The organism is Micromonospora parastrephiae, assembly GCF_016802865.1.
Classification (GTDB): Bacteria; Actinomycetota; Actinomycetes; order Mycobacteriales; family Micromonosporaceae; genus Micromonospora; species Micromonospora parastrephiae.
In genome coordinates, this window is record NZ_JAEVHM010000365.1 from 1 (window position 1) to 2,391 (window position 2,391).

Below are 2,391 nucleotides of genomic sequence, written 5' to 3' on the forward strand. Positions count from 1 at the left end.
CCCGAGAACTCAACGGACGACCACGCCAAACCCTCGACTGGCACAATCCAGCCGAGGTACTCAACAAACACCTAGTTGCAACAACCGCTTGAAACCGCCGAGGGGTGATGCCCCGATATCGGCGATGTCGAGTCGATCATGGGTCGACCGTGGGGTGGCGTCGGGCCAAACCGCGCAGAGGATGCCAAAACGGACTCCTGGGCCTCGATGGGCCACCGTGCGGGTGCCCGGCCGTCGGGCGGGCGCCCTGCCGGGCGGGCACCCGGCGTCGGGCGGGCACCCTGCCGGGCGGGCGCCCTGTGCCGGGCGGGCACCCGTGCCGGTCGGTCGTCCCGGCAGGGCAGTCTCGCCGCGCCGCGGGCGAACCGGGTGGGCTGTTCCGACCGGACCGGCCCATCTTGGACATGCGGAAGGCGCTGGTCGGCAGCGTGCGCCGGGTCGCCCAGACCTGACCGGAAGACCTGCTCAGGACCGGTAAATCGGTTGAGTCGACGGGGTTGCTGCCGGCAGGCTGGGTTCTCCGCCCCCATGTCCGGAGGGACTCCGCATGCGCCTGCTCCGAGATCTGTGGGGCACCTCGCCACGTCGTATGACGGTTGTGGCTGTCCTGATCGTGCTCGGCGCCGCCGGCCAGGCGGGCGCTTCGGCGCTGGCCGGCCCCGTCCTGCTGCACCGCTCGACCGGCTTCTTCGCGGTGCTGGCGGCTGCGCTGGTCGCCGCGGTGCTCACCGATCTCGCGGTGAGCCTGCTGATGGCTGGCCTCACCGCCGACTGGTCCGCCGACGTGCGTCGGCGGCTGTGCCGGGTGGCTCTCGGGCAGGACCTGCCCACCTTGGAGACCACTCCGGTGGGCGAGTTGCTCGACCGCATCGACGGTGACGTCTACCAGGTGGCGGCTGCGGTTCGTAACCAGGGCACCCGGCTCGCCCAGGGGCTCTGTGTGGGTGTGCTGTCGGTGGCTGTCGCGCTGTTCGTGTGGTGGCCGGCGGGGACGGCGATGCTGGCGCTGATCGTGGCGCTCGCGGTGGGGCTGCGCCGGCCGACCGCCCGCATCGTTCCGGCCCGGATGGCCGAGGAGGAGGCGTGGTCGGACCTGGCCGCCGTGATGGAGGAGGCGGTGCACGGTCAGGACGACGTACGCACCAGCCTCGCCCGGCCGTACGTGCTGCGGCTCTACGCCCGGCGGGCCGCCGCCGTCCTGTCGCGCGGCAAACGGGTCTGGGTGATGTCGGCGAAGGTGACCACGGTCGCCGCGACGGTCATCCGGGGCGGCATCGGCGTGGTGGTGCTCGGCGGCGCGTGGGCGCTGGCCAGCGGCCAGATCGACGCCGCCCGGCTGACCGCTGTCTGGCTGCTCGCGTTGGCCTTCGGCGCGACCGTCGAACACGTGAGCCGGATGGTCCCCGAGTTGCAGTACGCGCTCGGCGCGTGGGGCCGGGTGCAGCTGCTCCAGGACGCCCGGCAGGAGCCCACCGGCGGCGCCAGCCCGACCGACGGTGACCTGCGCATCCGCGACCTCACATTCGGATACCAGGTGAGCGGGCCGGAGAGCGGCCGTGCGCCCGCGCTGCGCGCAGTCAGCCTCACCTTCGCCCGGGGCCGGTCGTATGCGCTGATCGGGCGGACCGGCTCGGGCAAGTCGACCCTGGCGAAGGTGCTCACCCGCGCCGTCGACGTGCCGGCGGGCACTGTCTTCCTCGGCGGCACCGACCTGTGTGATCTCGACGTCGAACACCTGCGGCGGTGGGTGGCCCTGGTGCCGCAGCGCACCGAAATCCTGGCCGGCACGCTCGCCGAGAACGTCGCCCTCTTCGACCCGGCGCTGCTCGACGCCGCCGCGCGGGCACTGGCCGAGCTGGGCCTGGCCACCTGGATCGCCGAGCTGCCCGATGGTCTGGCCACCCGACTCGGCGAGGGCGGCCACGTGCTCTCCGCCGGTCAGGAACAGTTGGTGGCGTTCGCCCGGATCCTGGTCCGCGACCCGCACGTGGTCATCCTCGACGAGGCCACCGCGCGGCTGGACCCGGTCACCGAGGCGCGCGTGCAGCGAGCCACCGAACGGCTGCTGCGCGACCGGATCGGCATCGTCATCGCGCACCGACTCTCCTCGGTGCGCCGCTGCGACGAGGTGGTGGTGCTGGCCGACGGTGCGGTGGTCGAGGCCGGTCCGCTGGAGGGGTCGACGCGCTTCGCCGAGCTGCTGGCGACCAGTCACGCGGCCGCGTACGCCGCCGCGCCGCAGGCGACCCGCGCCGGCGGCGGCACCGACCTGCTCACCGGCCCCGACCCGGTCGAAGGTGCCCGCCACCGCCTGCACCACGATGCCCGGGTACACCTGCTCGAAGGCACGGCTGGCCACCCCCAGCAGCAGCCCCTGGAGCAGGGCGTAGC

The 2,391-nt window shown here is 73.2% G+C and carries 1 protein-coding gene; it reads left to right on the forward strand.

The window, feature by feature from the left end; translation table 11 throughout:
- Nucleotides 1-547: 547 nt before the first annotated feature.
- The coding region (locus JNW91_RS31005; RefSeq protein WP_203179006.1) for an ABC transporter ATP-binding protein at nt 548-2,391 on the forward strand (1,844 nt) is incomplete at its 3' end.